The organism is Nocardioides luti, from assembly GCF_014212315.1.
GTDB classification, from domain to species: Bacteria; Actinomycetota; Actinomycetes; order Propionibacteriales; family Nocardioidaceae; genus Nocardioides; species Nocardioides luti.
This window is the reverse complement of sequence record NZ_JACKXE010000001.1, coordinates 1,564,522-1,590,177: the sequence shown is the minus strand read 5'-3', so window position 1 is coordinate 1,590,177 and position 25,656 is coordinate 1,564,522. Positions and strand designations below refer to the sequence as shown.

Below are 25,656 nucleotides of genomic sequence, written 5' to 3'. Positions count from 1 at the left end.
TGACGATGAAAGTATCTTGACATCAAGAGATCAACGAGAGCGAGAGGCCACCGCATGGCGCACACCTGGGACCCCGACCGCTACCTGACGTACGCCGACGAGCGCGGCCGTCCGTTCGTCGAGCTCGTGGCGCGGATCGGTTCCACGGCGCCGCGCGAGGTCGTCGACCTGGGCTGCGGCCCCGGCAACCTCACCACGCTCCTTGCCGAGCGCTGGCCGGACGCGGCCGTCACCGGGCTGGACGCCAGCGCCGAGATGGTCGCGCGGGCGCAGCGCGGGCGGCAGGGCGGCGTGACCTTCGAGGTCGCCGACCTGCGCGACTGGGCCCAGGGGGCGCCTGCGGAGGTGGACGTGCTGGTCTCCAACGCCACCCTCCAGTGGGTCCCCGGCCACCTCGAGCTGCTCCCTGCCCTCGCCCGCCGCGTCCGCCCCGGCGGCTGGCTGGCCTTCCAGGTCCCCGGCAACTTCGACGAGCCCAGCCACACGATCCGTCGCGACCTCGCCGAGCAGGCGCCGTACGCCGCCCACACCCGGGACGTCGCGACGCCGGCCAGCCACGACCCGGCGGTGTACCTCGAGGCGCTGGCCGCCCTCGGCTGCACGGTCGACGCGTGGGAGACGACGTACCTCCACGTCCTCACGGGCGAGGACCCCGTCTTCACCTGGGTCTCCGGCACCGGCGCGCGGCCGACCCTGCAGGCGCTGCCGGACGACCTGCGCGCGGACTACGAGCGGGAGTTCAAGGCCCGGCTCGCGGCGGCCTACCCCACCATCGACCACGGCGTCGTGCTGCCGTTCCGCCGGATCTTCGTCGTCGCGCAGGTGCCCGCATGAGGCTGCACCACGTCCAGGTCGCGTGCCCGCGCGGCGCCGAGGACGACGCGCGCCGGTTCTACGCCGACGCGCTGGGCCTGACCGAGGTCGAGAAGCCACCGGACCTGGCCGGTCGCGGCGGCGCGTGGTTCCGTGCGTACGACGCCGAGGGCGTCGTGACCGCCGAGATCCACGTCGGGGTGGAGGACCCCTTCGCCCCCGCGCGCAAGGCGCACCCGGCCCTGCTGCTGGACCACGCGGCCGAGCTGGACGTCCTCGCCGGGCGGCTGACCGCGGCCGGGTTCGAGGTCGACCTTAGCCAGCGGCACACGTTCCCCGGCTACGAGCGGCTGCACACCTTCGACGCGCACGGCAACAGGGTCGAGGTCCTCGCCCCGCCCGTGACGCCGGAGCCCTGAGGCTCAGCCCCAGAGTCCCCCGACCTCGGCGGCCGCGGCCCGCCCCTGGCGCAGCCCCTCGCGGGCGGAGCCCGGGCGGGCCGCGGGGTCGAGGACGTTCTTGCCGATGGCGGCACGCGCGCCCTCGTCCGGCGCGATGATCACCGACGGCTTGCCGCCGAGCTGTGCCTGCGCAGACTTCATCGGCCCGGCCGCCCGGGGGATCGGCGTGAGGGCCACGACCTTCGCGCACGAGGCGGCCAGGTCGGCGTTCGCGGTCGACCGGGCGCCGCCGTCGACGTAGCGCCGGCCGCCGATCGGGACGGGCGGGTAGACCCCGGGCACGGCGCAGCTCGCCGCGACCGCGTCCACCAGCGGGACGTCGTCGGAGCCGTCGAAGGTCCGCAGCTCGCCGGTGTCGGCGTCGACCGCCGTGACGACGAGGCGTCCGGGCGCCGGCCACTCCTGCACCGGCAGCCGGCTGCGGATGGCGGCGTACCGCTCCTCCAGCGACGGCAGCTTCCCCGCCGCCGCCCGGTCGACGGACCACTGCCCGAGGCGTCGCCCGAAGCCCTCCAGGTCGCCGCGGGAGCGCAGCATCGCCCAGCCGAAGCCGAGCAGCACGCGCGTGCCCAGGACGGCGTACGGCGCCCCGGGCTCGACCGGGGCCAGCTGGCGCTCCAGGAGCTCGGGGAGGTCCAGCCCCGTGGTGAGTTGGGCGCCCACCGCCGACCCGGCGGAGGTCCCGACCACCAGGTCGGCCCCGCTCAGGTCGACGCCCTCCTCCAGCAGCCCGGCGAGCATCCCGGTCATCCAGGCGATGCCCGTCACCCCGCCGCCACCGAGGACCACGCCCCGCCGCCCGCTGCTGCCGCTCGCTCCCGCTTCGCTCATGGGCCGATCATGCTGCACGCCACCGACGGACACGGGCGGACGTGGCGAGCGTCTCGGTGACGCTGGAAGTTACCGCCCGGTAATGTGTGCCGCATGAGCCAGGTCCTCTCCCTGTGGAACACCACGTCCAAGCTGCCCCAGGGCAAGCGCGTCTTCTCGCTGCTGTTCGCCCAGAAGGCGCCGTACTTCGCCACGATCCACCCCCGCTTCCAGGAGATCCGGCCGAACTACGCCGAGCTCCGCATCCCCAAGCGCCGTGGCGTCCACAACCACCTGGGCACCGTCCACGCGATCGCGCTGTGCAACGGGCTCGAGGCGGCGATGGGGGCGCTCGCCGAGGTGACCATCCCGGCCGACCGGCGCTGGATCCCCAAGGGCATGGACATCAGCTACACCGCCAAGGCGACCAGCGACATCACGTGCATCGCCGAGACCGACCCCGAGCAGTGGACCGGCGACGACCCCGACCTGCCCGTCCGCGTCCGCGGAGTCCGCACCGACGGCACGGTCGTGATCGAGGGCGTCATCCGGCTCTGGGTGACCCCGAAGAAATAGTCTCGATACGGTCGCTGCGCGACCTACTCGACCACCGAACCGTCAGCCGGCGGACCCCAGGAAGATCGGGTTCGTCAGCGCGGCCATCTTGTCGATGGGCGTGGTCTGCACGGGGCTGCCGGCGTCGCCCTTGGGACGCCCGACCTCGGCCCGCACGAACGCCGTCGTCCCGACCGGCACCTGCGCGGTGACGTCGAGGACGCCGTCGGCGTCCGCGACGCCGAAGCCCACGACGCCCGCGGGGCCGACGATCCGCGCCAGCGAGCCCGGCACGCCGGTGGCGTGCAGCGCCACGGTGGCCGTGTCGTCGGGGCCGGCCGCCAGGCGGTCGCCGCACTCCGCGACCGCGTCGCCCAGCGTGGCGGTGAAGGTCAGGTCGACGGTCGAGGACTCGGCGATCCAGGCGTGCCCGGCCCGGGCCGCCGCGACGACCTCGGCCGCGGACAGCGAGCCGAGGCGGTACGACGTCTGCGCGAGCCCCACGGTCTGGCTGTCGTTGTGGGAGTCGGAGTTGCCGACGATCGGCAGGTAGGAGCCCTGGCGCAGCCGCGCGTGCCAGTCCGTGACGGTCTTCTGGTCGTCGGTGGTCCAGGGGCCGTTCCACGCCTCGATGGCGTCGACGTGCTCGTAGCCGTGGTCCCAGCGGATGCTCGGCACCGGGTTGTTCGGGTGGGCAGCGATCACGATGCCGCCGAGCGCACGCACCTTCGCGGCGAACACCTGGAACAGGTCGTCCTCGGCCCGGTAGCGCCAGTCGATCCACGTCATCGGCGGCAGCCCCATCGCCAGCCAGTGCCCGCTGCGCGTCGTGACCTCCTCGCCGTTGACGACCAGGAAGCCGTCCGGCGCGTGCCGCCCCCAGACGTACGTCGCGGAGCTGGTGTTGTGGTCGGAGGAGCCGATGAAGTCCAGCCCGGCCGTCTGCGCGGCCGTGACCAGCTGGCGCTGGGTGCGCGCGCCGTCCGAGTGGACGGTGTGGAGGTGCAGGTCGCCGCGGTACCACCCGGCCGGCGTCCCGGGCACCTCCTGCGGCGCCGGGGCCGGCTCGAAGTGCTCGCCCTTGGGGCCCTTGAACAGCTTCACGGTGACGACGTACGGCGTCCCCGGCGGCGTGATGAGGTAGGGCCCCAGCAGGATGTGCCACTTCCCGGCGCGGATCGGGCCGGCCAGGTAGCCCGGCGTGGCCCGGGCCCGGGTGATCGTGAACTCGCGGCGGGCGCCGCCGGACCAGCCGCGGAAGCCGTCGGCGTCGCCGATGCCCTTGCCGCCCTCGTCGAAGAGCCCGATGTCGACGACGTTGTAGCTGATGCCGACGCCGGTGTCGGTCGGCTCGAACTCGTAGGACACGTGGATCCGGCGCACCCCACGCGGCACCCGGAACGGCAGGTAGTGCCAGTCCGCCGTGTCCGGGTCGTTGAACTCGCCCTTGAAGACCTTGGTGATGACCTTTCCGCGGCCCGGCCTGGCCCCGTCGGCGGCCGCGGCCGGGACCAGCGGGGCGACGGTGGTGACGGCGCCGACGGCGACGACGCCGGCGCCGAGCCGCAGCACCGAGCGGCGGTCGAGACCGGGGTGGGACGGGGTCTGGTCGGGGGAGCAGTGGTGTTCGCACATGGTCGTCCGAGATTACGGCCGACCGGGCGCCCGCCGTACCCTTATCGGCGTCATGGCTGAAGCAACGCGCACGTACGAGGTCCGCACCTACGGGTGCCAGATGAACGTCCACGACTCCGAGCGGCTGACCGGGCTGCTCGAGGCGGCCGGCTACGCGCCCTTCCAGCGCGACGGGGCGCCGTTCGAGGTCCAGGCCGACGTCGTCGTCTTCAACACCTGCGCGGTGCGCGAGAACGCCGACAACAAGCTCTACGGCAACCTGTCGCACCTCGCGCCGATTAAGGCCGCGAACCCGGGCATGCAGATCGCCGTCGGCGGCTGCCTCGCGCAGAAGGACCGCGCCACGATCACCACGAAGGCGCCGTACGTCGACGTCGTCTTCGGCACCCACAACATCGGCTCGCTCCCGGCCCTGCTCGACCGCGCGCGCTCGCAGGAGGAGGCGCAGGTCGAGATCCTCGAGTCGCTCGACGTCTTCCCCTCGACGCTGCCGACCAAGCGCGACTCGGCGTACGCCGCCTGGGTCTCGATCTCGGTCGGCTGCAACAACACCTGCACCTTCTGCATCGTCCCGGCGCTGCGCGGCAAGGAGAAGGACCGCCGACCCGGCGAGATCCTCGCCGAGATCGAGGCGCTGGTCGCCGAGGGCGTCAGCGAGGTCACGCTGCTGGGGCAGAACGTCAACGCGTACGGCGTGGAGTTCGGCGACCGGCAGGCGTTCTCGAAGCTGCTGCGCGCCTGCGGCGAGATCGAGGGGCTGGAGCGGGTCCGCTTCACCAGCCCGCACCCGGCGGAGTTCACCGACGACGTCATCGAGGCGATGGCCGAGACCCCGAACGTCATGCCGCAGCTGCACATGCCGCTGCAGTCCGGCTCCGACAAGGTGCTCAAGGACATGCGGCGGTCGTACCGCCAGTCGAAGTTCCTCGGCATCATCTCCCGGGTCCGCGCGGCTATGCCCGACGCCGCGATCACCACCGACATCATCGTCGGCTTCCCCGGCGAGACCGAGGAGGACTTCGAGGCGACCCTGGACGTGGTGCGGGCCTCGCGGTTCGCGAACGCCTTCACCTTCCAGTACTCCAAGCGCCCCGGCACCCCCGCCGCCACGCTGCCCCATCAGATCGGCCCGGACGTCGTCCGCGACCGCTACGAGCGGCTCGTCGAGGTCGTCAACCAGGTCGCCTGGAACGAGGCGAAGAAGCTGGTCGGCCGCGAGGTCGAGCTGATGGTCTCCGAGGGCGAGGGCCGCAAGGACGCCGCCACCCACCGCCTCTCCGGTCGCGGCCCGGACAACCGGCTGGTCCACTTCGCGGCCGACTTCTCGCAGGTCGAGGCCGACTCCGTGCGCCCCGGCGACATGGTCACCGTCGTGGTCACCCAGGCCGCCCCCCACCACCTGGTGGCCGACGGCCCCGTCCGCGCCGTGCGCCGGACCCGCTCCGGCGACGCCTGGGACCTGCGCAACGCGCCCGCTGGTGCGTCCGGTGTCGGCGCGTCCGGTGCCGGCGTCACGCTCGGCATGCCCACCCTCGGCGTCCCCGCCCCGCTCCCGGCCGCGCCCGCCTGCGGCTGAGCGCGGCGCTCGCCGTCCGCGATCCTTGTGTGGTTGATCCGGTTCACCAGGTGAACCGGATCCACCACACAACCTCCTGACGCGGCCCTCCACAGGCACGGGCCAGCCGGGTTTGCCGGCCCGGGCCACCGCACACGATGCGGGGATGGACGAGCTGGCCCGGATCCTCAAGCAGCAGGACGGTGTCGTGTCGCGCCGGCAGGTGCTGGGGACCGGCGCCAGCGAGCCCGACCTGAAGCGGATGCTGCGCCGGCGTGAGCTCACCCCGGTGCACCCGGGCACCTTCGTGGAGCACACCGGGCCGTTGACGTGGCAGCAGCGGGCCTGGGCGGCGGTGCTGTGCTGCTGGCCGGCGGCCCTGAGCCACGACTCCGCGGTGCGCGCGGGCGAGGGACCCGGCCGTCGCGACCGGGACGACTCGGTGATCCACGTGGCGGTCGACCGGTCCCGCCACGTGGCCGCGCCCGACGGCGTACGCCTCCACCGCACGCCGGGCTTCGAGGACCGCGTGCAGTGGAACCTCGGCCCGCCCCGGATCCGGTTCGAGGAGGCGGTGCTCGACGTCGCTGCCGCGGCCGGGTCGGAGCTCGACGCGGTGGCCGCCCTGGCCGACGCCTGCGGCTCGCGGCGTACGACGGCGCTGCGACTGCTGGAGCGGCTCGCCGCCCGGCCCCGGATCCCGCGGCGCGACTGGTTGACCGGCGTGCTGCGCGACGTCGCCGAGGGCACCTGCTCGGTCCTCGAGCACGGGTTCCTCGACCGGGTGGAGCGCCCGCACGGACTACCCAGCGGGGCACGGCAGGCGGCGACACGGCTGGACGGCCGACGGGTGTTCCGCGACGTGGACCTGCCCGGGCTGGCGATGGTGGTCGAGCTGGACGGGCGCCTCTTCCACGACGGCACGCACGCCCGCGACCGGGACCTGGACCGTGACCTGGCGACCGCCGCCACCGGGGCGGCGACCGTCCGGCTGTCCTACGGGCAGGTCTTCGAGCGGCCCTGCGCGACGGCTCGGGCTCTTGCCGCGGTCATGACGACGCGCGGCTGGACCGGGCAGCTCCAGGAGTGCGCCTTGTGTGGTGGATCCGGTTCACCAGGTGAACCGGATCCACCACACAGTCGGGACGCTGCCGAGGTCCGCGGCACGCTCACCCCGGCGCAGGACCGTCCAGCCGCTCCCGCAGCCCCGGGTCGGGGGCGTGGGGCAGGTCGGGGGTCTGGGGGAGCTCCCACTCACCCGTGATCGCGTCGACCCCGCCGGGGTTGGTCTCGCCGGGCTCGACCCGGGGCTCGGGCATCGGCCCGAGGTCGTCGTTGCGCACTGCGCTCACTCCCTCCGAGTGCAGCGCCGAGGCGTCGCACCCCTCCGCAGAGGGGTGTACCCGGAGTGAGCCGGATCACACCTCAGGCAGGTGACTCGTCCTCGGGGTCGACCGCGCCCTCGTCGCCGTCCTCGGACTCGGTGGCCTGCGTCGAGGTCTCCTCGGTCTGCTTCAGCTCGTCGGGGGCGGCGTCGTCGACGGCCGGGTTCTTCTCCGTCGGGAGGTTCGGGATGATCGGCTCCTCGGGCGTCTCGGCGTCGATGGCGTCGACACCGCCGGGGTTGGGCTCGCCGGGCTCGATCTGCGCGTCGGGCTTGGGGCCGAGGTCGCTTTCGCTCATGGGGTCCTCCTGGGGTCGGGATGGGGGCGGTCAGGGGGTGGTGAAGCCGAAGGTGGAGTACGCCGTGGTGGTGCCGCTCCGGATCGCCTCGAGGACCGAGGCCTCGTGCGGCACGACCGGCGTGGGCAGGTCGGTGAGGGCGCACCAGCGCAGCTCGGCGCACTTCTCGGGCTCGACGATGCGCGGGTCGCCGGACCACGACCGCGCGGTGAAGAAGAAGTCGACCCGCTCGTCGATCGCGTCGGCGTGCCGGGTCCGCTGCATGGACGTCACGAACGCCAGGTCGAGGTCGCTCACGTCGATCTCCTCGAGCGCCTCGCGGTGCGCGGCGTCGTACGCCGTCTCGCCCCGCTCCACGTGGCCCGCGGCGGCCGCGGCCCAGTGGTCGTCCATGTAGCCGGTGTTCTGGCGGCGCTGCAGCAGCACCTCGGTCCCCGCGTCGCCCTCCCGGAGGAGGAAGACGTAGGACGCGGGGACGACGACGAAGCGACTCACTGCGAGGGCTGGTCCGTGGAGGTCTCGGCGTTCTCCGCCTGCTCCTCCGCGCCGCGGCGGTCGTCGTCACCGTCGGGCAGGTCGCTGCTGTGCTCGCCGGGGGGCGTCCCGGTCGACGGGTCGGGCCGGTCGCCGTCGTACTCCTCCGGCACCGGAGCCGTCATCGGGGCCCGCGCTCGTCGCGCCGGGTGTCGCGGATGTCGTCGTTCTTGCCGTCGAGCTTGTCGAGGGCCTCCTTGGCCTTCTGCGCACCCGTGGCCAGCTGGCCGCTGTGCTTGCCGCCGGTCTTCTTGTCGGCCGCCGCGGCGGCCTTGTCGATGCCGCCCGCGATCTTGTCGCCGTGCTTGTCCACGGCGCCGCTCACGGCCTTCTTGGCCTTGTCGAAAAAGCTCATCGCACACTCCTGGATCGGGTCGGCCCCGCGAGGGGCGGTCGCACTTGCCACACTAACGACATGCCGGACACCCGACCCACGACGTCCGGATCGGCAGCCGGATCGACGCCCCCGTCGACGCCGGTCGTGGCGGTCGTCGGCGCGACCGCGTCGGGCAAGACCGGGCTCTCCCTCGACCTCGCCGAGGCGCTGGGCGGCGAGGTCGTCAACACCGACGCGATGCAGGTCTACCGCGGCATGGACATCGGCACCGCCAAGCTCCCCCCGGCCGAGCGCCGCGGCATCCCGCACCACCTCCTCGACACCCAGGAGATCCACGAGCCGGCGACGGTCGCGCAGTTCCAGGGCTGGGCGCGGGCGGTGGTGGCCGACCTGCGCGGGCGCGGCGTGGTGCCGGTGCTGGTCGGCGGCTCCGCGCTCTACACCCGCGCCATCCTGGACCGCTTCGAGTTCCCCGCCACCGACGAGGGCGTACGCCGGGGGCTCGAGGACGAGCTCGAGCGGATCGGCCCGGCGGCGCTCTACGAGCGGCTCCGCGAGCAGGACCCGCAGGCCGCCGCGACCATGCTCCCCGAGAACGGCCGCCGCACGGTCCGTGCGCTCGAGGTCATCGCGCTGACCGGCCGCCCGTACTCCGCCAGCCTCCCCGTGCTCGAGTACGCCGACCCGCACACCGTCCAGGTCGGCGTCGACATCGACCGGCCCACGCTCGACGCGCGGATCGCGCAGCGCGTGGAGGAGATGTTCGAGCAGGGCTTCGTCGAGGAGGTACGACGCCTGCTGGACGAGGGCCTCGCAGACGGACGCACCGCGTCGCGCGCGATCGGCTACGCCCAGGTGGCGGCGTACCTCCACGGCGAGCTGAGCCTGGACGAGGCCCGCGACCGCACGACGTCGGCGACCCGGCGCTTCGCGCGCCGCCAGGACGGCTGGTTCCGCAAGGACCCCCGGATCGTGTGGGTCGACCACGACGACCCGGAGCGGCTCGCCCGCGCGCTCGCCGCGGTCCGCGCGGTCGGCTGAAGGGGCGTCGGGAGGCGTTCACCCGACGGGGTCCTCGACACTGTCGGCGGTCCGGGGCAGGGTGGTGGGACACCAGCACTCCGTCTCGGGAGGAATCGCATGCGTCTCACCCGCCCCACCTCGGCCCTCGCGGCCGCGGCGCTCGCCGCCACGACCCTCGGCCTCGTCGCCGGCCAGGCGGAGTCCGCCGGCGCGACCCGCGGCACCCACGGGCCGGTCGCCCAGCGCCCGTCCTCGCAGGAGCACCGGGAGACCCCGCCGCCGAAGAAGGCGACCGTCTACGGCCGCGGGGGCGCGGTGACGTCGGTCGACGCGGACGCGTCCCGGATCGGGCTGCGGGTGCTGCGCCACGGCGGCAACGCGACCGACGCCGCCATCGCGACGGCCGCCGCGCTGGGCGTGACCGAGCCGTTCAGCTCGGGCATCGGGGGCGGCGGGTACCTCGTCCACTACGACGCCGGGACCGGCAAGGTGCGCACCATCGACGGCCGCGAGACCGCGCCGAGCGCGATGCCGCACGACGCCTTCATCGACCCGAAGACCGGCGAGCCCTACAACTTCACCCCCGAGCTCGTCACCAGCGGCGTCTCGGTCGGCGTCCCCGGCACCGTCGCGACCTGGCAGCGCGCGCTCGACCGCTGGGGCACCCGCTCGCTGGGCGAGGCGCTCGCCCCCGCCCGCAAGCTCGCCCGCCGCGGCTTCGTGGTCGACCGGACCTTCCACCAGCAGGTGCGCGACAACAAGGTGCGCTTCGAGGCGTTCCGGCCGACCAAGCGGCTCTACCTGAAGGGCGGCCACGCCCCGAAGGTCGGCACCCGCTTCCGCAACCCCGACCTGGCCGACACCTACCGCCTGCTCGCCCGTCGCGGCACGAAGGCGTTCTACCGCGGCACGCTCACCGACGAGATCGTGCGTTCGGTGCGCCGGCCGCCGACCACGCGAACGACCGACCTGCCGGTCCCGCGCGGCTTCCTGCGCGCCGGGGACCTGGCGCGCTACCGCGCGGTCGACCGCCGCCCGACGCACTCCGACTTCCGCGGCTACGACGTCTACGGCATGGGCCCGTCCTCGAGCGGCGGCCTGACCGTGGGCGAGGCGCTCAACATCCTCGAGCAGTTCCCGATCTCCTCGATGGACGACGGGGCGGCGCTGCACCACTACCTCGAGGCCAGCGCGCTGGCCTACGCCGACCGCGCGGCCTACGACGGCGACCCGCGGTTCGTGGACGTCCCCACCAAGGACCTGCTCTCGGACCGCTTCGCCCGCGAGCGTGCGTGCCGGATCGACCCCGACAAGGCGTTCAAGAAGCCGACCAAGGCCGGTGACGTGACGTCGTACGACGGCACGTGCGGCGCGGCCGCGGCCGGCCCGTCGGCCGCCACCACCGACACCGAGAACGTCGAGACCACCAACCTGACCGTCGCCGACAAGCACGGCAACGTCGTCGAGTACACCCTGACCATCGAGCAGACCGGCGGCTCCGGGATCGTCGTCCCCGGGCGCGGCTTCCTGCTGAACAACGAGCTCACGGACTTCTCGCCGGTCTACGACAAGGCCGACCCGAACCGCATCGAGCCCGGCAAGCGGCCCCGCAGCTCGATGTCGCCGACGATCCTGCTCGAGGACGGCAAGCCGTTCCTGGCGCTCGGCTCGCCCGGAGGCTCGACGATCATCACGACCGTGCTGCAGACGATCTTCAACCGGATCGACCGCGGGATGAGCCTGCCGGACGCGCTGGCGGCGCCGCGCGCCCAGCAGAGCAACGCCACCCAGAAGTCCGTCGCGGAGCCGGCGTTCATCGACCTCTACGCCGACGACCTGCGGCCCTACGGGCAGCGGCTGACGCCGGCGGGCGACGGGTTCGGCAGCACCTCGGAGATCGGGGCGGCGACCGCGGTCGAGTTCGGTCCCGGGGGCTTCCTGACCGTGGCTGCCGAGCCGACCCGGCGCGGCGGCGGCTCCGCCCGAGTGGTGACGCCCACACCCGCGGGCTGAGGGGCGCCCCACGGCGTACCGTGGAGGCGTGCCGCAGACCACCACCTGGACCGAGATCACGACCGTCGACGACCTCGTCGGGCTGCTCGGCGACCCGCACCCGCGGGCGCGCGACAAGTCCCGCCCGGCGCTGCTCGAGGTGGATCGGGACTGGCTGGCGGCCACGCCGTTCTGCGTGATGGCGACCTCCGCCCTCGACGGGACCTGCGACGCCAGCCCCAAGGGCGACCCGGCCGGGCAGCTCGTCCACGTCCTCGACGACACGACGATCGCCCTGGCCGAGCGGCCGGGCAACAAGCGGGCCGACGGGTACAAGAACATCCTCGAGAACCCGCACGTCGGCCTGAACTTCTTCATCCCCGGCCGCGGGGACACCCTGCGGATCAACGGCCGGGCCCGGCTGGTCAGCGACGCGCCGTTCTTCGACGAGATGGTCGTGAAGGGGCACCGGCCGCTGCTCGCGGTCGTCGTCGAGATCGAGGACCTGTTCTTCCACTGCGCGAAGTCGTTCCTGCGCTCGGGGCTCTGGAAGCCGGAGACCTGGGACCCGGAGGGCACGGTGCCGCGGCGCGCGGTGATCGCCAAGGAGGTCGAGCCGAGCGGGATGACCGTGGAGCAGCTCGACGACTACTACACGCCCGAGAACTACGCGAAGGGCCTCTACGCATGAGCTACGAGTTCTTGAAGGGGCATGGCACGGAGAACGACTTCGTGCTGCTCCCGGACCACGACGGGTCGGTGCACGGCGACCTCGACCCGGCCCGGGTCCGCGCGCTCTGCGACCGGCGCGCCGGCCTCGGGGGCGACGGGGTGCTGCGGGTGATCCGCACGGCGTCGTACGCCGGTCCCGACGCGCACGACCTGCCCGATGCCGCCGAGGCCGAGTGGTTCATGGACTACCGCAACAGCGACGGCTCGCTCTCGGAGATGTGCGGCAACGGCATCCGGGTCTTCGCCCGGCACCTCGTGGACGAGGGCCTCGCGGACGGCTCCGCGCCGATCCCGGTCGCCACCCGCGACGGCGTCAAGGTGCTCACGCTGGAGGGTGACGTGGTCACCGCCGACATGGGCAGCCCGTTCGTGATCGGCGAGACCAAGGTGGCCGTCGGCGACCGTTGGTGGGCCGCCGCCAACGTCGACATGGGCAACCCGCACGCGGTCGCGTTCGTCGATGACCTGGCCGACGCCGGCCCGCTGCTCGAGGCGCCCGCGCACGACGACGCGACGTACCCCCACGGCGTGAACGTGGAGTTCGTCGTACGCCGGGGCGCCGGTCATGTCGCGATGCGGGTCCACGAGCGGGGCTCGGGCGAGACGCGCTCGTGCGGCACCGGCGCCTGCGCCGTGATGGTCGCGGCCGCACTGGCCGACGGCCTGGGCGACCCGCCGGCCGAGGACACGGCGTACCGCGTCGACGTCCCCGGCGGCACCCTCACCGTCACCTGGACCGCCGACGACCGGGTGCTCCTCACCGGCCCGGCCGTCGTGGTCGCGCGCGGCACCACCTCGCTCTGACCGGCGGGGCCCGCGGGCCCTATGCTCCCCAGCCATGGACATCAACGGAGCATCTGCCATCGTCACGGGCGCCTCGTCGGGGATCGGCGCCGCCGTCGCGCGCCAGCTCGCCGCCAAGGGCGCCGTCGTCGTGGTCGCCGACCTGCAGGCCGACAAGGGCGAGGCCCTGGCCGCCGAGATCGGCGGCGTCTTCGCCCGGGTCGACGTCACCGACACCGACCAGATCACCGCGGCCGTCAACGCCGCAGCCGAGATCGCGCCGCTGCGCGCGGTGGTGAACTCCGCCGGCATCGGCTGGGCCCAGCGCACCATCGGCCGCGACGGCCAGATCGAGTCGGCCCACGACCTCGGCGCCTTCACCAAGGTCATCCAGATCAACCTGATCGGCACCTTCGACATGGTCCGCCAGGCCGCGACCGTCATGAGCCGCAACGAGCCCGATGCCGACGGCCAGCGCGGCGCCATCGTCAACATGGCGAGCGTCGCGGCGTTCGACGGCCAGATCGGTCAGGCGTCGTACTCCGCGTCCAAGGGCGGCGTCGTCGGCATGACCCTCCCGGTCGCCCGCGACCTGTCCGCGTCGGGCATCCGCCTCAACACGATCGCGCCCGGCCTGATCGACACCCCGATCTACGGCGAGGGCGAGCAGGCGGAGGCGTTCAAGGCCAAGCTCGGCGAGAGCGTGCTCTTCCCCAAGCGACTCGGCGTCCCCGACGAGCTGGCGAGCATGGTCGTCGAGTGCCTGACGAACAACTACATGAACGGCGAGACCATCCGTGTCGACGGTGGGATCCGGATGCCTCCGAAGTAGGTCGGCGGGGCTGTCGGTTTCCCCGGATATCCGGGGAAACTGGCACTTTCCGGGGGAAATTCGCGGCTGATGCGTCAACTTCCCCGGATATCCGGGGAAATTGACACCCACCCCGTCAGGTCCAGCACCACATCAGCCCGAGCCGCCGCCTCCTCGACGAGCACGGCGTTCGCCTGATCCACCCGGTGCACCCAAGCGGCCGCAGCGGCCGGGCTCTTGCCGGACGCGACGTGCCGGGCGACGAGCCGCGGCAGCCGCAGCGCGTCGTCGGTCACCACGTGCCAGACCCGGTCGAGCTGCGCGCGGACGTCGGGCCACGGCGGCCGCTCCAGCAGCAGGTAGTTCCCCTCCGTGACGACCAGCCCCGCCGACGCGGGCACGGGGATCGCCCCGGCGACCGGCTGCTCGAGCCCGCGCTCGAACATCGGCGCCATCACGGTGTGCGCCGGGCGCGAGCGCAGGCGGGTCAGCAGGTCGGCGTACCCCTCCGCGTCGAACGTCTCCGGCGCGCCCTTGCGGTCGCGCAGCCCGCGCCGAACCAGCTCCACGTCCGCGAGGTGGAAGCCGTCCATCGGGACCACGGCGGCGTCGTACGCCGTCCCGAGCGCGGCCGCCAGCGTGGACTTCCCGGCGCCCGGCGAGCCGGTGATCCCGAGCAGCACGCGGCCCCCGACGCCCGGGGGCAGGTCGGTCACCGGATCGGCCACCAGATCGGCCACCAGGGCCGCCAGCTCACGCCCGTCGGGCGACACGGTGACGACGGGCGGCTCCACCCCTGGAGGTTAAGGGTTAGCGCGACTCGGCGGCCCGACCTACGCTGGAGTCACCTATGACGAACGCACACGACTTCACCCTCGACGCCGAGCTCAGCGAGACCGCCGCGTGGGAGGACACCGAGACCGACGCGACCGATACCGACGCCTCCGACGCGGACACGGACGACGACCTCACCGAGGACACCACCGAGGACTGGCAGAGCGGCTACGCCGACGAGCCGGACCCGGAGGAGGAGATGACCGTCGGCGCGATGGACCTCGCCGAGCGGCACCAGCTGCGCCGCGTGGCCAGCCTGTCGACCGAGCTCGAGGACATCTCCGAGGTCGAGTACCGCCAGCTCCGGCTCGAGCGGGTCGTCCTCGTCGGCGTCTGGACCGGCGGCACCGTCCAGGACGCCGAGAACTCCATGGCCGAGCTCGCCTTGCTCGCCGAGACGGCCGGCTCCGAGGTGCTCGAGGCGATCTACCAGCGCCGCCAGACCCCCGACCCCGCGACGTACGTCGGCCGCGGCAAGGTCGACGGCATCCGCGAGATCGTGCAGGCGACCGGCGCGGACACCGTCATCTGCGACGGCGAGCTCGCGCCCAGCCAGCTGAGGAACCTCGAGGACCGGCTCAAGGTCAAGGTCGTCGACCGGACCGCGCTGATCCTCGACATCTTCGCCCAGCACGCGAAGTCCCGCGAGGGGCAGGCGCAGACCGAGCTGGCCCAGCTCAACTACATGAAGCAGCGCCTGCGTGGCTGGGGTGGCAACCTCTCCCGCCAGGCGGGTGGCCGCGTGGCCGCCGGTGCCGGTATCGGCGGCCGCGGTCCCGGTGAGACCAAGATCGAGACCGACCGCCGCCGGATCAACACCAAGATCGCCAAGCTGCGCCGCGAGCTCAAGGAGATGAAGGGCACCCGCGACACCAAGCGGGCCGACCGCAAGCGCCACGAGATCCCGTCGGTCTCGATCGCGGGCTACACCAACGCCGGCAAGTCCTCGCTGCTCAACCGGCTGACCCAGGCCGGCGTGCTCGTCGAGGACTCGCTCTTCGCGACGCTCGACCCCACCACCCGCCGCACCACCACCAACGACGGCCGCGTCTACACCATGAGCGACACCGTCGGCTTCGTCCGGCACCTGCCGCACCAGCTCGTCGAGGCCTTCCGCTCGACGCTGGAGGAGGTCGCCGACTCGGACCTCATCCTGCACGTCGTCGACGGCTCGCACCCCGACCCCGAGGGCCAGCTGGCCGCCGTGCGCGAGGTGTTCGCCGAGATCAACGCGACCCACGTGCCCGAGCTGGTCGTCATCAACAAGGCCGACGCGGCCGACCCGATGGTGATCGCGCGGCTGCGCCAGCGCGAGCCGCACGCCGTCGTCGTGTCCGCGAAGACCGGCGAGGGCATCGCTGAGGCGCTCGCGGTCATCGAGGGCGAGCTGCCGCACCCGAGCGTCGCGTTCACCGCGCTGCTGCCCTACGAGCGGGGCGACCTGGTCAACCGGATCCACCAGCACGGGGAGATCACCTCCCTCGAGCACACCGGCGAGGGGACGCTCGTGAGCGGTCGCGCCCACGAGTCGCTGGCCGGCGAGCTGGCGGCGTACGCCGTCTCCTGATCACGACCCGGTCACGGAGCCGCACGACCTTCGCCGTAATGCTTCGCGCGCCCGGGTGCGTACGTACGATCGGCGCGTGGTCCTCCGGGGGGTCGCGGGCCAGCTCCCGCTCATGTCGTCACGCCGTCGCACGCTCGTCGTCGCGGTGCTCCTCGTCGCCGTCGTGGTGGCGACGCTGACGCTGTACGCCGCCCGGGCGCGCGGTGCCGACCTGTCGCGCTGCGACCGGTTCGCGGCGGCCTCGGTCGCGCGCGCCGCCCAGGTCTCCGGCTCGGGCGAGCGGGTCGTCGTCATCGGCGACTCCTACTCCGCCGGGCTCGGCCTGACCTCGCCCTCCGCCTCCTGGCCGTCCCGCCTGCCCGGCCGGGTCCACGTGGCCGGCTTCTCGGGCTCCGGCTTCAGCGAGGGCGCCAGCGACTGCGGCCGCGTCTCGTTCGCCGACCGCGCCCGCGCCGCCGTCCGCGGGGGTGCCTCCCTGGTCGTCGTCGAGGGCGGTCTCAACGACTACGACCAGTCCGAGACCGCGATCCGCGCCGGCTTCGCCCGCCTGGTCCGCGAGCTCCGCGGGCTGCCGGTCGTCGTGGTCGGGCCCGTCACCGCCCCCTCCCGCGCCGGCGCCGTCCCGCGCGTCGACGCCCTGCTGTCCGAGCTCTGCGAGGCCCGCGGGATCCCGTACGTCGCCACCTCGGACCTCCGCCTGGCCTACCTCGACGACCGCCTGCACCTCACCCCCGCCGCCCACCGCGTCTTCGGCGACGCCGTCGCCGCCCGGATCGCCGCGCTGTCCTGAGCCCGCTGGCCGGCCACGGTCGCCGGGCCTGTGCGCCGGGACGTGCCCTGTCCCCGCCCGCGGCTAGGGTTCTCGGGTGCCCGACCCAGCAGCTCCCGCGACCCCGAAGACCACCGCACCCACCGGCGACACGGTGAGCGGCGTGCTGGCCACGGCGGTCGGCGTGCTGGGCGGCCAGGAGCGCGCGGGGCAGGTCCGGATGGCCGAGGCGGTCGCGGACGCGATGGTCGACGGCACCCACCTCCTCGTCCAGGCCGGCACCGGCACCGGCAAGTCGCTGGCGTACCTCGTCCCGAGCCTGCTCCACGACAAGCGCGTGGTCGTGGCCACCGCGACCCTCGCGCTCCAGCACCAGCTCGTCGAGCGCGACATCCCGCGGCTGATGGACGCGCTCGAGGGGCACCCGGGCGTCGACACGTCGTACGCCGTCCTCAAGGGCCGCTCCAACTACGCCTGCCTGCACCGCACCCGCGAGGGCGCGCCCGACGACCAAGGAGTGCTCGTCGAGGTGCCCGACGGCAGCATGGGCAAGAAGGTCCTCGAGCTCCGCGCGTGGGCCGAGAAGCAGGCCGAGACCAAGGGCACCGGCGAGCGCGATGCCGCGCCCCGCCACACCGACAAGGAGTGGCGCCAGGTCAGCGTCAGCCACCGCGACTGCCTCGGCGCCGCGAAGTGCCCCTTCGGCCAGGAGTGCTTCGTCGAGCTGGCCCGCGAGAAGGCCCAGCGCTCGCACCTCATCGTCACCAACCACTCGCTCCTCGCGATCGACGCGGTCGAGGGCGTCCCGATGATCCCGGAGTACGACGTCGTCGTCATCGACGAGGCGCACGAGCTCACCGCGCGGGTGACCCAGGCGGCCACCGACGAGCTGACGGCGAGCGACGTCGACCGGGCCGCACGCCGCTCCCAGCGGCACGTCGAGGGCGACCAGGCCGACGAGCTGGCCGACGCCGCCGACGTGCTCCGCGAGGCGATGGCCGACTGCAGCCCCGGGCGCTTCGAGCGGGTGCCCGAGCACCTCATGGACGCCCTGGTGCTGGTCCGGGACTCGGCGCGGGCCTGCCTCTCGGCGTACCCGAAGTCCGACTCCGACGCCGAGGCCGACCCCGGCCGCACCCAGGCCCGCGGCTCGGTGCAGGACGTCTTCGTCAACGCCGAGCGGATGGCCGCCGGCAGCCAGGCCGACGTCCTCTGGCTCTCCGAGGGCACCGAGCGGATCCCGCCCCGGCTCTGCGTGGCGCCGCTGCAGGTCTGGGGGCAGATGCGCGACAAGCTGCTCAGCGACAAGACCGTCGTGTTCACCAGCGCGACGCTCATGCTGGGCGGCGATTTCTCCTCGCTGGCGAGCAGCATCGGCCTGAAGCCGGGGGAGCGGGTCATCGACGGCGACACCGCCGGCCCGGCCACCGAGGAGGTCCTGCCGTGGCGGGGGCTCGACGTCGGCTCGCCGTTCGACTACGGCCAGCAGGGCATCCTCTACCTCGCCCGCCACCTGCCCCCGCCCGGCCGCGACGGGCTGGGCAAGGCCCAGCTCGACGAGATCGTGGAGCTCGTCGACGCCGCCGGCGGCCGCACCCTCGGCCTCTTCTCCAGCCGGCGGGCCGCCGAGACCGCGGCCGAGGCGGTTCGTGAGCGGCTCCCGCACCTGACCACGCTGGCCCAGGGCGACGCCCAGCTGCCCGAGCTCGCCAAGCAGTTCGTCAGCGACCCGCACACATGCCTGTTCGGCACGCTGAGCCTCTGGCAGGGCCTCGACGTCCCCGGCGAGACCTGCCAGCTCGTGATCATCGACCGGATCCCGTTCCCCCGGCCCGACGACCCGCTGATGAGCGCGCGCCAGAAGGCCGCCGACGACGCCGGCGGCAACGGGTTCATGCAGGTGGCGGCCACCCACGCGGCGCTGCTGCTCGCCCAGGGCGCCGGCCGCCTGATCCGCACGACCAGCGACCGCGGCGTCGTCGCCGTCCTCGACCCGCGCCTCGCGACCGCCCGCTACGGCGGCTTCCTCAAGGCCAGCCTGCCGCCCATGTGGACGACCACCGACCCCGCCGTCGTCCGCAAGGCCCTGGCGCGGCTCGCCGGCCCCAGCTGAGGGCAGCCCTCAGACCCGCGCGTGACCGTCCCAGCCGCCCCGCGGCCGGCCGACGCCGAAGAACGACGCGACGGTGGGGGCGACGTCGATGGTGCGCGCGTGAGCGGGTGACGCCGTACGCCGGGGGACGGTCGGGTGGCCGCCCGAGACGAAGAACGGGATCTGCCGGGTGGCGGGGTGGCCGTGGTTGCCCGGGATCGGGTTGGCCGACGGGTCGGGCTCGGTGAAGCGCCACCCGGCCTGGCAGAACGCCACGACGTCGCCGGCCTGGGGACCGAGCCGCAGCCACGGCTCGGTGCGCTTGTGGGCGGCGAGCACCCCGGGCACGCCCTCGGCGAGGGTCTGCATCCGCGCGATCGCCTCGACGCGCTGCGAGCCCGGCCCGGTCCAGTAGAGGAGGTCGGCCCCGCCGTTGTCGGCGATCCGGACCTTCCCGGCGAGCAGCGGGTCGGCGTCCATGACGCCCTGCAGCGTGACCACGGCGTCCGGCGTCGACCAGTCCATCGAGTGGTCCGCCAGCACGATCACGATCGAGTGCTCCCAGCGCCCGGAGTCCTTCAGCGCCGTGACGAACCGCTGCACCTGGCCGTCAGTGTCGGCCAGCGCCGTACGCCGTTGCGCGCGCAGCGTCGTGCCGGTGAGGTCCGCGTGGCCGAAGCGGTCGATGTCGCCGAGGTTCACGAACATCAGGTTCGGGTCGAAGTCGTCGAGCATCGCGAGCGCGGCGTCCGTCGTGAACTGGTCGGGCGCGTGCCCCGACACCGGCACGATCGGCGCCGGCTCCCAGCGGTGCGTGGCGCGGGTCCCGAACACGCCGTAGAGGTACTCCTTGCTCAGCACCGTCCCGGTCGTGAAGCCGCGCTTGTTCAGCCTCTCGATGATCGTGCGCACCTTGATGTCGGACGGCTTGTCCATCGTCCGCACGTCGCCGAGCGACCGGTCGAAGATCTCGTTGGCGGGCACGCCGGTCCGGTCCGGCCGCATCCCCGCCATCATCATCACGTGGTTGGGGATGGTCTCCATGACCGGCATCGACGAGGCGCGCGGGAACCACAGGCCGCCGTTGCGCAGCGCCCGGAGGTTCGGCGTCAGGTCCGCGGTGATCTCGTCGGGCCGGCAGCCGTCGACGACGAGGACGTAGGCCCGCTTGCGGCCCTTCGGGCCTCTGGCGGCGTACGACGGCCCCGCGACCGCGCTGGAGATCGCGATGCCCCCGCCCGCGGCCAGGAAGGTGCGGCGGGTGGCACGACGGCTGGCGAGCGGCCTCACGAGGCACCGCCCAGCGGCTTGTCGACCGGCGTGATCCGGCCGGTGCCGGCCTCGGTGCGCCACGACACCGACCAGGTGATCGGGGTCTTCCGGTCGGCCCGGTCCTCGATGACGAACCAGTCCATCTGCGCCCGCTTCGCGGTCACGTCGAGCACCGAGAAGCCGTGGCTGTCGAAGTCGAGGTACTTGATGTGGCGGTTGTTCGCCTTGATCGACTCCTCGACGGCCACGCTCGAGGTGCGCGGCGGCGTGCCGGTGATGTCCTTGAGGTTGTTGGAGGTGACCGACGAGCAGACGAACTCCACGCCCGCGGAGTCGTCGGCCGGCCCCTCGCCGGTGTAGGTCGCCGGGTCGAAGGGCAGCTCGGCCGCCCAGCCCGAGTGGATGTCGCCGGTGATGAACAGCGCGTCCTTCACCTGGTGGTCGCGGACGTGCTGCAGCAGCTCGCGGCGGTCGTCGGTGTAGCCGTCCCACTGGTCGGTGTTGTACGGCGCCCCGTCGGCCGGTCCGGGCGTCTCGCCGGTGACCTGGTGGACCGCGTCGCGGACGTCGGCGGGCAGTGCGCCGAAGTTCACCGGCGCGATCATCACCGGGTTGCCGATGATCTTCCACTGCGGGCCGTGCCGGTCCAGGGAGGTCTTGAGCCAGTCGAGCTGGCGGCGGCCGGTGATCGTCCGGTCGGGGTCGCTCACGGCCGGGTCCGGGCTCGGGACCGGCGTCGGGGTGGTCTCGACCTGCTGGTCCCGGTAGGTCCGCAGGTCGAGCATGCTCAGCTCGGCGAGCTGCCCGAAGCGCAGCCGACGGAAGAGCCGGTCGCCGTCGCCCAGCCGGGCGGTGCCGTCCAGCCGGGCGGGCATCCACTCGTCGTACGCCCGGTGCGCCCGCGCGCGCCGCTTCGTGTAGCTGCCCTCGCCGCCGTCGCCCTTCCCGGGCGTGTGGTTGACCGCACCGCCCTTCCACTGGTTGTCGGCGACCTCGTGGTCGTCCCAGGTGACGATCCAGGCGTACTTCGCGTGCAGGTCCTGCAGGTCGGGGTCGGTCTTGTACTGCGCGTGCCGCTGGCGGTAGTCCGCCAGCGAGACCATCTCGTGGCGCGGCTCGTGGGTGCGGATGTCCTCGTCGGACTGGCCGTAGCCGTACTCGCCGGGGCCGTACTCGTAGACGTAGTCGCCCAGGTGCACCACGGCGTGCAGGTCGTCGCGGGCAGCCAGGCCGCGGTAGGCCGAGAACCAGCCAGCCTGCCAGTTCGCGCAGGAGACCACCCCGAAGCGCAGGTGCCGCGGCGTCGACCGCTCGGCGGGGGCGGTGCGGGTGCGGCCCACCCTGCTGGTGGCGCCGTCGAGGTGGAAGCGGTAGTGGTACCACGTGGCCGGCTCGAGCCCGCGCGCGTCGACCTTGACCGTGTGGTCACGGCTCGGTCCGGTGGTGAAGTCGCCGCGGCGTACGACGTGGCGGAAGCGTCGGTCGGTCGCGACCTCCCACCGCACCGTGACACGGGGCCCGCGGCCGCTGCCGGGGGTGGCCGCGTCGGTGGGCGTGACGCGCGTCCACAGCACCACCGCGTGGGGGAGCGGGTCGCCGGAGGCGACGCCGTGGCGGAACGGCGTGCGCCGGACGGCCGTCGGGTGCGGGAGGGCGTCCGCGGCCGGGGCGGCGAGGGTCGCGCCGGCGAGCCCGGCACCGACGGTGCCGGTCGCGAGCAGGGTGCGTCGGGCCAGGGGCGGGTCGGTGCGTGGGGAGGTCACGCCTCATCCAACGACGCAGCGCGCACCGCGTGACGCCGTCACGCCGAGGAGCGCTGCTTGTTCACCCGGAGGTCGCCGTGGGTTGGCCGGCGAGCGGCACGACGCCGACCGGGTCGGCCGCCGGCACGAGCGGGCGCGGCATCCGCCGGGCGATCGCGAAGCCGCCGAGGACCACCAGCCAGCCGACGACCACGTCGATGACCCAGTGGTTGCCGGTGCCGACGATGACGACGGCGGTGCCGGCGGCGTACACCCAGGCCAGCGCCCGCACCCAGCGCCAGGCGGCGTTGCGCTGCACGGAGATCGCGACCCAGAGGGCCCAGCCGGCGTGCAGCGAGGGGAAGGCGGCCAGCTCGTTGGTGAGCCCGCCGAGCCCGCGCGGCGCGGACGCGTCCGTGCTCCACCAGCCGTCGGAGGCGTGCAGGCTGAGCACGTCGACGTACCCGGTGATGAAGCGCGGCGGCGCGGTCGGCATCAGGAGGTAGGCGACCAGCCCGATCAGGGTGCCGGCCACCAGCGCCCGGCGGGCGGGCAGGTAGGACCGGGTGCCGAGCTTGTAGAGCCACAGCAGGGTGGCGCCGGTGACGACGTAGTGGAGGCTGGCGTACCAGTACGACCCGAGCAGGCCGATGGCCTGGTGGCTGGTGAACAGCCGGTTGAGCGGCAGCTCCCAGTGGATGCCGAGCAGCCTCTCGAGGTGCAGGAGGTCGTGCGCGCGGGCCAGCGCCGGGGTCAGCGCGGTGTCGGCCAGCAGCCGCGAGAGGGAGTAGCCGACCCAGAGCGTCAGGATCAGGGTGAGCTCCAGGACCCCGCGCACCACGCGGGGGTAACGGTGCCGGATCACGAGGATCGACGGGAGGCTCACCGGACCAGCCTCGGCGATTTTGCCGTGGCAGGAAACCGGGTATTCCCCCGAGTCGTCCCCGAGGCGTGGACCGGCTCCACCGGGCTGCACCCCCTACACATGGGTCACATCCTACGGAGGACCGCCGTCACAATCCCGAGGATGGTCGCGTGCGTGCCGTCGATCGGGTCGAACGCCTCGTTGTGGGGCATCAGCCAGACCTTGCCGTCGCGGCGCTGGAGCGTCTTCACGGTGGCCTCGCCGTCGATCAGCGCGGCCACGATCTCGCCGTTCGAGGCGGTCTGCTCCTTGCGGATCACGACGTAGTCGCCGCTGCAGATCGCCGCGTCGATCATCGAGTCGCCGACGACCTCGAGCAGGAACAGCTCGCCCTCGCCGACCAGCTGCTTGGGCAGCGGGAAGACGTCCTGGATCTGCTCCTCGGCGAGGATCGGGCCACCGGCGGCGATCCGGCCCAGGACGGGGACGTACTGCGCGGCGGGGTGCGAGTCGCCGATGCCGGTCTCGTCGTACGACGACTCCTCGGCCGAGCTGATCGAGCGGCGGGCCGCGAGCACCTCGGGGAGGAACACCTCGAGCGCGCGGGGACGGTTCGGGTCGCGCTTGAGGAAGCCCTTCTCCTCGAGCACCTTGAGCTGGTGCGCGACGCTCGACGAGCTGGTCAGGCCGACCGCGTCGCCGATCTCGCGCATGCTGGGCGGGTAGCCCCGCAGCTCGATCGAGTCCTTGATGTGGGCCAGCACGCGCAGCTGGCGCGGCGTCAGGCCGGTGGCGTCGGGCGGGCCGTCCGGCAGCTCGGAGACCTTGCCGCGGGAGGAGTCCGCGACCTTGCCGGGGGTCTTGCTGGTGGCCATGGTGCTGCCTTCCGGTCGGGCTGGTCGATCAGTCGGGCGTGATCGGGTGTGACGGTGTGGGCCGGACCGGGGAGGACCCCGGACCGGAGTCCCACCGTAGCCATCGGGACACCCGATGTTCAAACATCTGTTCGAACGGCGTGTCGCGTCCGTGCCGGGTGCCCTCGGGGCTCCGCCGGCCCCGGATCTGCTTGACTCCCGCCATGTCCTCGCGCGCCAGCTCGCCCACGTCCGCCCGCCCGCTGAGCGCCGTCGTGACGGGAGGCGCCCGCGGCATCGGCCGGGGGATCGCCGAGCGGCTCGTGGACCGCGGGTACCAGGTGGTGGTCGCGGACGTGGACGCCGCCGCTGCGAGCGCCACGGCGGGCGAGATCGGCGCCGCGGCCGGGATCGGCCAGGACGTGCGCGACCGGGACGCCCACGCGGCCGTCGCGGCCGAGGCCGCGCGGCACGGTGCCCTTGCGGTGTGGTGCAACAACGCCGGGGTCGGCGACGACGGCCGGCTCTCCGAGACGAGCGAGGACGCCGTACGCCGTCTGGTGGACGTCAACCTGCTCGGCACCCTGTGGGGGATGCAGGCCGCGCTCGAGGGCTTCGGCTCCGCGGGCGGCGACATCGTCAACACGGCGTCGCTGGCGGGCCTGGCGCCGGTGCCGGGCTACACGGTGTACGCCGCCTCGAAGGCCGCCATCGTCTCCGCCACCATGTCGGTGGCCGCCGAGACGCCGCGCCGCGTCCGCGTGCACGCGATCTGCCCCGACGGCGTGCAGACCGCGATGCTGGACGGCCAGACCCCCGGCGGGCTGGGCAGCCTGCTGGTGCACTCCGGCGGCCGGATCCTCACCGTCGACGAGGTCGCCGACCAGGCGGTGGCGCTCATCGGCGCCCGCCGGGTCGTGCGCAGCGTGCCCGGCTGGCGCGGCGGCGTGTCGCGCTTCGGGGCCCTGGTGCCGAGCGTGACGGCGTCCGCCACCACCGTGCTCGCCGCCCAGGGCCGGCGCGCCCTCGGGAGGCGCGGCCGGGCCTGAGCCCCACGCGGCGGCCGGGCGCTCCCGGCCGGTGCCTGCCCCGGGTCGCGACCCCGTCAGCGACCGGTCAGGTAGGGGGGACGGGCCCAACCGGCCGCTGGCGCGGATCACTGCCCGGGCGACCGGGAGTGCCTGCGTGAGCATTCAACCTCCTCCGTTCGGCGCGACGGCATAGCCCGTTCGGGCCATGCCGCACGCACAGACGGGCCATGCGTTCCCATGGTGGGACTCGGGTAGTGCTTCGAACAATTGTTCGTGTCGACCCTTGTGCCGTTCGAACACCTGCTCTAAGGTCGTACACATGTTCGATCGAATGTCTGATCGAGAGGCTGCGAGCCGTCGGTCCACCAGGACTGTCGGTGGCCCCCGATAGACAGTCCTTCAGCAGCTACGAACCGATGCTGACCTCCACTTCCCCAGGAGTTCCGATGAGCGCCATGACGATCGCCCCGTTGACCACCGCCCCGACCGCGCGCCCCGAGCTCCGGCTCGTGCCCGCCCGTCCCGCCGGCCGCTCCACCCGCCGGCCGGTGGCCGCGGCGCAGCCCCGGGCCTCGGTGCGGCTCACCCGGCGCGGCCGGCTCGTCGTGTTCCTCGCGGCCCTGCTCACGGTGCTGAGCATCGGCGTCGCCCTGGGCGCCGGCTCGGTCGCCTCGGAGAAGCCGGGCACCCCCGCCCCGACCGAGATCGTGATGGTCGGCAGCGGCGAGACCCTGTGGGACATCGCGGCCGGGCTCGCCGGTGACGGCGACGTCCGCGCCATGGTCGCCAAGATCGAGCGTCTCAACGCCCTCGACTCCGCCATGGTCGCCGCCGGCCAGCGCCTCCGGGTCCCCGTCACGGAGTGACCCACCGCGCGCCCAGCGGCGCGCGCACAGACCTTCATCA

At 73.4% G+C, this 25,656-nt stretch carries 26 protein-coding genes; 15 read left to right on the top strand and 11 right to left on the bottom strand.

Annotated features, from left to right (window positions below):
• Positions 1 to 54: 54 nt before the first annotated feature.
• Positions 55 to 834, top strand: coding sequence for a trans-aconitate 2-methyltransferase (locus tag H5V45_RS07665; protein WP_185252383.1), 780 nt, complete (start codon positions 55 to 57; stop codon positions 832 to 834).
• Positions 831 to 1,232, top strand: coding sequence for a VOC family protein (locus H5V45_RS07660; protein ID WP_185252382.1), 402 nt, complete (start codon positions 831 to 833; stop codon positions 1,230 to 1,232). Before H5V45_RS07665 ends, H5V45_RS07660 begins: the two co-directional genes overlap by 4 nt.
• A 3-nt stretch (positions 1,233 to 1,235) precedes the next feature.
• Here H5V45_RS07660 and H5V45_RS07655 read toward each other — a convergent pair whose 3' ends face one another.
• Positions 1,236 to 2,105, bottom strand: a complete 870-nt coding sequence (locus tag H5V45_RS07655) for a patatin-like phospholipase family protein (protein ID WP_185252381.1) — start codon at positions 2,103 to 2,105, stop codon at positions 1,236 to 1,238.
• Between the two features lie 93 nt (positions 2,106 to 2,198).
• Between H5V45_RS07655 and H5V45_RS07650 the strand changes: the two genes are divergently transcribed.
• Positions 2,199 to 2,660 (top strand): hotdog fold domain-containing protein, encoded by a 462-nt coding sequence (locus tag H5V45_RS07650; RefSeq protein WP_185252380.1) that lies wholly within the window; start codon positions 2,199 to 2,201, stop codon positions 2,658 to 2,660.
• 42 nt (positions 2,661 to 2,702) lie between these two features.
• On the opposite strand, the gene H5V45_RS07645 is transcribed toward H5V45_RS07650, so the two are convergent.
• The gene (locus tag H5V45_RS07645) at positions 2,703 to 4,274 is read right to left on the bottom strand and encodes a CehA/McbA family metallohydrolase (RefSeq protein ID WP_185252379.1); all 1,572 of its coding nucleotides are present in this window, start codon (positions 4,272 to 4,274) and stop codon (positions 2,703 to 2,705) included.
• 52 nt (positions 4,275 to 4,326) lie between these two features.
• Here H5V45_RS07645 and miaB point away from each other — a divergent pair, with 52 nt between their 5' ends.
• Together miaB and H5V45_RS07635 are read left to right on the top strand one after the other, a co-directional pair.
• Positions 4,327 to 5,850: a tRNA (N6-isopentenyl adenosine(37)-C2)-methylthiotransferase MiaB gene (gene miaB, locus H5V45_RS07640; protein WP_185252378.1), complete on the top strand. Its 1,524-nt coding sequence runs from the start codon at positions 4,327 to 4,329 to the stop codon at positions 5,848 to 5,850.
• 145 nt (positions 5,851 to 5,995) lie between these two features.
• Entirely contained in the window at positions 5,996 to 7,093 is a 1,098-nt protein-coding gene (locus H5V45_RS07635) for a type IV toxin-antitoxin system AbiEi family antitoxin domain-containing protein (RefSeq protein WP_185252377.1), read from the top strand.
• Positions 7,094 to 7,254: 161 nt separating this feature from the next.
• On the opposite strand, the gene H5V45_RS07630 is transcribed toward H5V45_RS07635, so the two are convergent.
• The 4 genes from H5V45_RS07630 to H5V45_RS07615 are packed head-to-tail and all read right to left on the bottom strand — an operon-like array spanning position 7,255 to position 8,401.
• On the bottom strand, positions 7,255 to 7,512 hold the full coding sequence (locus H5V45_RS07630) for a hypothetical protein (protein WP_185252376.1): 258 nt from the start codon (positions 7,510 to 7,512) through the stop codon (positions 7,255 to 7,257).
• Between the two features lie 30 nt (positions 7,513 to 7,542).
• On the bottom strand, positions 7,543 to 8,007 hold the full coding sequence (locus H5V45_RS07625; RefSeq protein ID WP_185252375.1) for an NUDIX domain-containing protein: 465 nt from the start codon (positions 8,005 to 8,007) through the stop codon (positions 7,543 to 7,545).
• Positions 8,004 to 8,171: a hypothetical protein gene (locus tag H5V45_RS07620; protein ID WP_185252374.1), complete on the bottom strand. Its 168-nt coding sequence runs from the start codon at positions 8,169 to 8,171 to the stop codon at positions 8,004 to 8,006. Before H5V45_RS07620 ends, H5V45_RS07625 begins: the two co-directional genes overlap by 4 nt.
• Positions 8,168 to 8,401: an antitoxin gene (locus H5V45_RS07615; protein ID WP_185252373.1), complete on the bottom strand. Its 234-nt coding sequence runs from the start codon at positions 8,399 to 8,401 to the stop codon at positions 8,168 to 8,170. The genes H5V45_RS07620 and H5V45_RS07615 overlap by 4 nt, the downstream gene beginning before the upstream one ends.
• Positions 8,402 to 8,461: 60 nt before the next feature.
• Here H5V45_RS07615 and miaA point away from each other — a divergent pair, with 60 nt between their 5' ends.
• From miaA to H5V45_RS07590, 5 genes are all read left to right on the top strand, one after another.
• Positions 8,462 to 9,424: a tRNA (adenosine(37)-N6)-dimethylallyltransferase MiaA gene (miaA, locus tag H5V45_RS07610; protein ID WP_185252372.1), complete on the top strand. Its 963-nt coding sequence runs from the start codon at positions 8,462 to 8,464 to the stop codon at positions 9,422 to 9,424.
• Between the two features lie 99 nt (positions 9,425 to 9,523).
• A complete protein-coding gene (gene ggt / locus H5V45_RS07605) occupies positions 9,524 to 11,419 on the top strand; it encodes a gamma-glutamyltransferase (protein ID WP_185252371.1) in 1,896 nt (631 codons plus the stop codon).
• A 28-nt stretch (positions 11,420 to 11,447) separates the two neighbouring features.
• Positions 11,448 to 12,089, top strand: coding sequence for an MSMEG_1061 family FMN-dependent PPOX-type flavoprotein (locus H5V45_RS07600; protein WP_185252370.1), 642 nt, complete (start codon positions 11,448 to 11,450; stop codon positions 12,087 to 12,089).
• Positions 12,086 to 12,934, top strand: coding sequence for a diaminopimelate epimerase (gene dapF, locus H5V45_RS07595; protein ID WP_185252369.1), 849 nt, complete (start codon positions 12,086 to 12,088; stop codon positions 12,932 to 12,934). Before H5V45_RS07600 ends, dapF begins: the two co-directional genes overlap by 4 nt.
• Positions 12,935 to 12,968: 34 nt before the next feature.
• Positions 12,969 to 13,745 (top strand): SDR family NAD(P)-dependent oxidoreductase, encoded by a 777-nt coding sequence (locus H5V45_RS07590; protein WP_185252368.1) that lies wholly within the window; start codon positions 12,969 to 12,971, stop codon positions 13,743 to 13,745.
• Positions 13,746 to 13,819: 74 nt separating this feature from the next.
• Here H5V45_RS07590 and H5V45_RS07585 read toward each other — a convergent pair whose 3' ends face one another.
• Positions 13,820 to 14,518 carry a nucleoside/nucleotide kinase family protein gene (locus tag H5V45_RS07585; RefSeq protein WP_343061468.1) on the bottom strand — a complete coding sequence of 233 codons (699 nt, stop codon included), beginning with the start codon at positions 14,516 to 14,518 and terminating at the stop codon, positions 13,820 to 13,822.
• Positions 14,519 to 14,574: 56 nt separating this feature from the next.
• Between H5V45_RS07585 and hflX the strand changes: the two genes are divergently transcribed.
• The 3 genes from hflX (at position 14,575) to H5V45_RS07570 (ending at position 19,007) form a co-directional block, all read left to right on the top strand.
• Positions 14,575 to 16,125: a GTPase HflX gene (gene hflX, locus H5V45_RS07580; protein WP_185252367.1), complete on the top strand. Its 1,551-nt coding sequence runs from the start codon at positions 14,575 to 14,577 to the stop codon at positions 16,123 to 16,125.
• A gap of 76 nt (positions 16,126 to 16,201) precedes the next feature.
• The gene (locus tag H5V45_RS07575; protein WP_185252366.1) at positions 16,202 to 16,915 is read left to right on the top strand and encodes a GDSL-type esterase/lipase family protein; all 714 of its coding nucleotides are present in this window, start codon (positions 16,202 to 16,204) and stop codon (positions 16,913 to 16,915) included.
• Between the two features lie 76 nt (positions 16,916 to 16,991).
• Positions 16,992 to 19,007, top strand: a complete 2,016-nt coding sequence (locus tag H5V45_RS07570; protein WP_185252365.1) for an ATP-dependent DNA helicase — start codon at positions 16,992 to 16,994, stop codon at positions 19,005 to 19,007.
• A 9-nt stretch (positions 19,008 to 19,016) separates the two neighbouring features.
• Here the strand turns inward: H5V45_RS07570 and H5V45_RS07565 are convergent, their stop codons facing one another.
• From H5V45_RS07565 to lexA, 4 genes are all read right to left on the bottom strand, one after another.
• Positions 19,017 to 20,276 (bottom strand): alkaline phosphatase family protein, encoded by a 1,260-nt coding sequence (locus tag H5V45_RS07565; protein ID WP_185252364.1) that lies wholly within the window; start codon positions 20,274 to 20,276, stop codon positions 19,017 to 19,019.
• Positions 20,273 to 22,021: an alkaline phosphatase D family protein gene (locus tag H5V45_RS07560; protein WP_343061467.1), complete on the bottom strand. Its 1,749-nt coding sequence runs from the start codon at positions 22,019 to 22,021 to the stop codon at positions 20,273 to 20,275. The genes H5V45_RS07565 and H5V45_RS07560 overlap by 4 nt, the downstream gene beginning before the upstream one ends.
• 61 nt (positions 22,022 to 22,082) lie before the next feature.
• Entirely contained in the window at positions 22,083 to 22,886 is an 804-nt protein-coding gene (locus tag H5V45_RS07555) for a phosphatase PAP2 family protein (protein WP_185252363.1), read from the bottom strand.
• 104 nt (positions 22,887 to 22,990) lie between these two features.
• Positions 22,991 to 23,740, bottom strand: coding sequence for a transcriptional repressor LexA (gene lexA / locus H5V45_RS07550; protein WP_185252362.1), 750 nt, complete (start codon positions 23,738 to 23,740; stop codon positions 22,991 to 22,993).
• A 203-nt stretch (positions 23,741 to 23,943) separates the two neighbouring features.
• On the opposite strand from lexA, the gene H5V45_RS07545 reads away from it, so the two are divergent.
• Both H5V45_RS07545 and H5V45_RS07540 read left to right on the top strand, forming a co-directional pair.
• Positions 23,944 to 24,768 carry an SDR family NAD(P)-dependent oxidoreductase gene (locus H5V45_RS07545; protein WP_185252361.1) on the top strand — a complete coding sequence of 275 codons (825 nt, stop codon included), beginning with the start codon at positions 23,944 to 23,946 and terminating at the stop codon, positions 24,766 to 24,768.
• A gap of 428 nt (positions 24,769 to 25,196) precedes the next feature.
• Positions 25,197 to 25,616: a LysM peptidoglycan-binding domain-containing protein gene (locus H5V45_RS07540; RefSeq protein ID WP_221633949.1), complete on the top strand. Its 420-nt coding sequence runs from the start codon at positions 25,197 to 25,199 to the stop codon at positions 25,614 to 25,616.
• Positions 25,617 to 25,656: the final 40 nt, after the last annotated feature.

Bases quoted from the DNA above. Each gene is read 5' to 3' on its own strand.
- H5V45_RS07665 (WP_185252383.1), top strand. From the start codon at position 55: ATGGCGCACACCTGGGACCCCGACCGCTACCTGACGTACGCCGACGAG.
- H5V45_RS07660 (WP_185252382.1), top strand. From the start codon at position 831: ATGAGGCTGCACCACGTCCAGGTCGCGTGCCCGCGCGGCGCCGAGGAC.
- H5V45_RS07655 (WP_185252381.1), bottom strand. From the start codon at position 2,105: ATGAGCGAAGCGGGAGCGAGCGGCAGCAGCGGGCGGCGGGGCGTGGTC.
- H5V45_RS07650 (WP_185252380.1), top strand. From the start codon at position 2,199: ATGAGCCAGGTCCTCTCCCTGTGGAACACCACGTCCAAGCTGCCCCAG.
- H5V45_RS07645 (WP_185252379.1), bottom strand. From the start codon at position 4,274: ATGTGCGAACACCACTGCTCCCCCGACCAGACCCCGTCCCACCCCGGT.
- miaB (WP_185252378.1), top strand. From the start codon at position 4,327: ATGGCTGAAGCAACGCGCACGTACGAGGTCCGCACCTACGGGTGCCAG.
- H5V45_RS07635 (WP_185252377.1), top strand. From the start codon at position 5,996: ATGGACGAGCTGGCCCGGATCCTCAAGCAGCAGGACGGTGTCGTGTCG.
- H5V45_RS07630 (WP_185252376.1), bottom strand. From the start codon at position 7,512: ATGAGCGAAAGCGACCTCGGCCCCAAGCCCGACGCGCAGATCGAGCCC.
- H5V45_RS07620 (WP_185252374.1), bottom strand. From the start codon at position 8,171: ATGACGGCTCCGGTGCCGGAGGAGTACGACGGCGACCGGCCCGACCCG.
- H5V45_RS07615 (WP_185252373.1), bottom strand. From the start codon at position 8,401: ATGAGCTTTTTCGACAAGGCCAAGAAGGCCGTGAGCGGCGCCGTGGAC.
- miaA (WP_185252372.1), top strand. From the start codon at position 8,462: ATGCCGGACACCCGACCCACGACGTCCGGATCGGCAGCCGGATCGACG.
- ggt (WP_185252371.1), top strand. From the start codon at position 9,524: ATGCGTCTCACCCGCCCCACCTCGGCCCTCGCGGCCGCGGCGCTCGCC.
- dapF (WP_185252369.1), top strand. From the start codon at position 12,086: ATGAGCTACGAGTTCTTGAAGGGGCATGGCACGGAGAACGACTTCGTG.
- H5V45_RS07590 (WP_185252368.1), top strand. From the start codon at position 12,969: ATGGACATCAACGGAGCATCTGCCATCGTCACGGGCGCCTCGTCGGGG.
- hflX (WP_185252367.1), top strand. From the start codon at position 14,575: ATGACGAACGCACACGACTTCACCCTCGACGCCGAGCTCAGCGAGACC.
- lexA (WP_185252362.1), bottom strand. From the start codon at position 23,740: ATGGCCACCAGCAAGACCCCCGGCAAGGTCGCGGACTCCTCCCGCGGC.
- H5V45_RS07545 (WP_185252361.1), top strand. From the start codon at position 23,944: ATGTCCTCGCGCGCCAGCTCGCCCACGTCCGCCCGCCCGCTGAGCGCC.
- H5V45_RS07540 (WP_221633949.1), top strand. From the start codon at position 25,197: ATGAGCGCCATGACGATCGCCCCGTTGACCACCGCCCCGACCGCGCGC.